Here is a 3,765-nt window from a genome sequence, read left to right as displayed (position 1 = left end):
TCTGTTGAATCTGGAACGCTGGAAACAACAGCAGGAAGTCAAAATCAATGCGGAATACAATCGCAGGCTCGAGGAAGTCAAACAAGCGGCTGAAAAGGCCCTAAAAGCGGCCGTAGCGAACGCAACCGCCAAAGAACAGCAGAAAGTACTCGCTCAGCGACTGACCACTTCAGAAGCCCTAAAACAGGCTAATTTTGAGAAAGCCCAGAAAGCAGGGAAAGAGTTGGCTACCACCACCAGCAAGATCGACCAGATTGCTGTCCTGCTCGATGATAAACGATTGAATCCAAAGTGGAGTGAGGGCTTAGCTGCCCATCTGCGCAGTAAGGTACTGCCAAAGATGGAAGCGGATATCTTAGAGTGTCTAAAACAGCACCTAACAGACGAGAATGATTTTAACCCCCGGCTGGAGAAGAAGGGGTACAAAATCCTGAAGGATGCCAAAGGGACGTTGTACCTGACCGATCCGAAGACCGAAGTACGGCTTAACCTAGTCACGGCTCAGATCAAAGGTGAGTTTCTCAGTGACCTCGTCTATGATGCGGTACAACGGGGGATAAAAGAAGCCCAACAGGAAAAACAGAAGAAGGCCCAGAAGCCAGAAGTCAAGAAGGAGCAAGGCAGGGGTTATAAGCCCGGTCGTTAACCCCGTACAGTTGGGGTGGGATATGCCTAAAAAAACCTACGGGGTTTGGGGCAGTCAGCCCCAATTACTAAAAACAAATCCGCTTAAAAAAAATGGAGTCTGCGACGCTGAAAAAGTGTCTATTAGGAGATACAGAAGGAGAGTGAGTATAAGTAATTGATTATCAATATATTATTAAAAAAGAGTGTAAAGCAGTACTTTACACTACTGTAAAGCAGCTTACTTTACACTCTTTTTACAAGTTGTATAAAATTATTTCTATGTTGTATAAGTAATTTTTTGAGTTGTATAAAAATTTATGCAGTATTGCAAAGCGGTATTTTACATCCTAAGCCTGAAATGACACACGAAAAAGAAGTCACTAACTACCATACTGGAGAGGTGGAAACAGTCAATGACAACTTTGTACAACTCTATATTGATAAGCTTGATCTTATCATGGAGATGATGAGTGAAAACCCAACAGCAGCAAAGGTTTTTACATGGTTGTTGAAGCAAATGGATAGGCGAAATGCATTAGTAGTTAGTCAACAGGCACTAGCCGAAGCACTTAATGTTAGCCGTATGACTATTCATACCTCAACCAAGTATCTAAAAGAGAAAAAGGCTATCGACGTTCTTAAATCAGGCAACACAAACATCTATGCTGTAAATGCTCAAATTGCATGGAAGGCGGATGCTAACGGCAAAAAATACGCTCTATTTGATGCTGCGGTGTACATTGCCGACTCAGAGCAGGATAAACCATTATTTGATACGCAACTCGTTGGACACGCCAAACCTAGGCCACCCAAAAAACAGCGTAATAAAGCCATTAGCTAAAACGGAAGTCGGCTCTGGTGAGGACCAACCGAGCAGGGATAAGCTAATCCACGTACAACCGTGCGTCGCCCCGATCTTGATAGCTCTAAGCCAGATCGGGGCTTTATATACCACTACGCTATCTAACCCGTTGCATGGCCACATGAAAGCCAAAGTTATTCTGATCACTGACGATGACGATGATGATCGTTACTTTCTGAAACAGGCCATTGAGAGAAAAATGGCGAAGGTTCTTATCATCGAAGCCCGTGATGGTCAGGAAGCTTTACAAACGCTGTCTGAGGAGTCAACTACTAAAATTAACTTAGTCTTGCTGGATGTAAACATGCCTGGCATGGATGGTATAGAAGTACTCGAGCGCATCCGCAATGAAACCCCACTTCAGCATATACCGGCGGTGATGATCTCAACCAGTGACGAGCCAAACTTAGTCTCGACTGCCTACGCCAAGGGTATTAATTCCTACATCAGGAAGCCTAATAAAATCAGTGAATACGACCAGATCGCTGAAGCTATCAAAGTATGTTTCTTAGATACAACACCGTCTTTTTAAGCGGTCCTCCCTACGGTCGGAATGTAGTTTTGATAGGTTTTTTTAGGCATATCCCACCCCAACTGTACGGGAAGGGACTAGGAACAACAGCTTTTATTTTCCTGTAATGGGGGACATTTCATTGTCCCGTAAGAGCAAAACACGCAGCAGTCACCTGCTAGTGGGCGTAATACGGTGTGACAATTAGTACACTCGTAAAAAAACTGGCAAGCGTCAGTAGGCATCATTTCAGTCTCGACGTGACTGCATTGAGGACAGGTAATTGTTGATTCTAATACCAGAGCCATATTTCTTAATTGGTTTTGACACTTACTACTTGATAACCCGTAGCGGCCACAGCTTTTTTAATGTCTGCGGTCGATGTTTGCTTCGGATCGTACTTAACCACCGCGTTTCCCTGCTGGTAAGACACCTTAGTTTCAGCTACCCCTTTCAGTTTCCCTACTTCACTTTTTACATGGTGCTCACACCCTTCACAAGTCATCCCCTTAATGGTTACGTAAGCGATTTGTTGGGCTGGTTTGCCTGGCTGTTGGGTCGTCTGGTTCTTGTCCTGGTAAAGCAAATTGGAATAGGCAGGGAACGTTAGTAGTAGTATTGCCATCCCCGTCATTATCCCTAAAAATCTCCTAGTCTGCCAAAAGCTGGTTGTCGCTGGAGTGCATCCACAGGCATCTTTCATAGCTGGTCTGAGTTGATTGTACCAAGCCCATCCCAAAGCCCCAACAGAAAGAGCAATAGTGTAAGGGCGCGCTGTTTCTAACCATCCTAACGAGCCAGCCATGCCCCCCAACGCTAGCAAAGGAGCGATACAACACAGGGAGGACGTAAACGCTGTCAGAATACCAAGTAAGCCAGTTGTTTTCATTAATCGGGGGTGTAAACCAGTAGAAACAAAGTTAGTCAATTAAGCTTGAAAGGCTATTTTTCGATGCGTGTAGTAGTTTTTCGCGGCCCGGTTCTTTTACAGAAGTATAACGCACTATACTTTGGTCTGTCTGACGCCTCCCTGCGGTCGTAGTCAGACAGACCAAAGTGTGCGCCCTACGGGACGGAAGAACAAAGGGGAAAAAAAGCATGAAAGCAGTTTGTCGAGTCGCTAAAGTGAAAGGAGCCGGAAGTATAGGCGGCAAGTCCGATCACAACTACCGGCAGGGCCATGTGCCCAATGCCGATCCCGAACGCCTGCACCTTAATCAGGAGTATGTGCTCAACTATGAAAATTTAGCCAAAGCCATCCAAGCGCGCCTTGATCATGCCGGCCTTAATCATGTCCGGAAGGATGCTGTTAAGGGTATGGAGTTCATTCTAACGGCCAGCCCGGAAGCCTTCAAACGCGATCAGGCTGGCCAGGTCACCGAAGACTTTCGAGAATCGGATTGGGTAAAAGCTAACCTGGACTTTATGAAACAGAGTTACGGGTCTAACCTAGTCGCCTTTACTCTACATCAAGACGAGAAGACCCCCCACATTCACGCCATTGTTGTACCCATTACCCCCGACAATCGGCTATGCGCTAAAGAGCTGTTTACCCCCAAGACCCTGCGCCAGCTCCAGACTGATTACGCAGCGGCTATGAAACCTTTTGGGTTGGAAAGGGGAATAGAAGGGAGTCGTGCGCAGCATATGGACATGAAGCACGTTTATGGCTTGCAACAACAGGAGCGGCAAACTATCGAGAAGGATTTACAGCCCGTTCAGACCATCAAGGCACCCTTAACCATCGACAAGCCGGGTCCGCTGG

General features: G+C 46.1%; 6 protein-coding genes. 4 read left to right on the top strand and 2 right to left on the bottom strand.

Annotated features, from left to right (window positions below; translation table 11 throughout):
- The 3 genes from ABD949_RS11645 to ABD949_RS11635 form a co-directional block, all read left to right on the top strand.
- On the top strand, positions 1–646 hold a 646-nt coding region (locus ABD949_RS11645; protein WP_345243624.1), incomplete at its 5' end, for a hypothetical protein.
- Between the two features lie 339 nt (positions 647–985).
- The gene (locus tag ABD949_RS11640; RefSeq protein WP_345243622.1) at positions 986–1,468 is read left to right on the top strand and encodes a replication/maintenance protein RepL; all 483 of its coding nucleotides are present in this window, start codon (positions 986–988) and stop codon (positions 1,466–1,468) included.
- Between the two features lie 142 nt (positions 1,469–1,610).
- Positions 1,611–2,021, top strand: coding sequence for a response regulator (locus ABD949_RS11635; protein ID WP_345243620.1), 411 nt, complete (start codon positions 1,611–1,613; stop codon positions 2,019–2,021).
- 77 nt (positions 2,022–2,098) lie between these two features.
- Here ABD949_RS11635 and ABD949_RS11630 read toward each other — a convergent pair whose 3' ends face one another.
- A complete protein-coding gene (locus ABD949_RS11630) occupies positions 2,099–2,308 on the bottom strand; it encodes a GDCCVxC domain-containing (seleno)protein (protein WP_345243618.1) in 210 nt (69 codons plus the stop codon).
- Between the two features lie 5 nt (positions 2,309–2,313).
- Complete coding sequence (gene merTP / locus ABD949_RS11625) at positions 2,314–2,889, bottom strand: mercuric transport protein MerTP (protein WP_345243616.1); 576 nt, start codon at positions 2,887–2,889, stop codon at positions 2,314–2,316.
- A 209-nt stretch (positions 2,890–3,098) separates the two neighbouring features.
- Here merTP and mobV point away from each other — a divergent pair.
- On the top strand, positions 3,099–3,765 hold a 667-nt coding region (mobV, locus tag ABD949_RS11620), incomplete at its 3' end, for a MobV family relaxase (RefSeq protein ID WP_345243614.1).

The sequence above is a fragment of the Nibrella saemangeumensis genome (genome assembly GCF_039541915.1).
Classification (GTDB): domain Bacteria; phylum Bacteroidota; class Bacteroidia; order Cytophagales; family Spirosomataceae; genus Nibrella; species Nibrella saemangeumensis.
Note: the sequence above shows the minus strand (reverse complement) of the source record. Positions and strands in the feature narration are given on the sequence as shown.

Bases quoted from the DNA above. Each gene is read 5' to 3' on its own strand.
- merTP (WP_345243616.1), bottom strand. From the start codon at position 2,889: ATGAAAACAACTGGCTTACTTGGTATTCTGACAGCGTTTACGTCCTCC.
- ABD949_RS11630 (WP_345243618.1), bottom strand. From the start codon at position 2,308: ATGGCTCTGGTATTAGAATCAACAATTACCTGTCCTCAATGCAGTCAC.
- ABD949_RS11635 (WP_345243620.1), top strand. From the start codon at position 1,611: ATGAAAGCCAAAGTTATTCTGATCACTGACGATGACGATGATGATCGT.
- ABD949_RS11640 (WP_345243622.1), top strand. From the start codon at position 986: ATGACACACGAAAAAGAAGTCACTAACTACCATACTGGAGAGGTGGAA.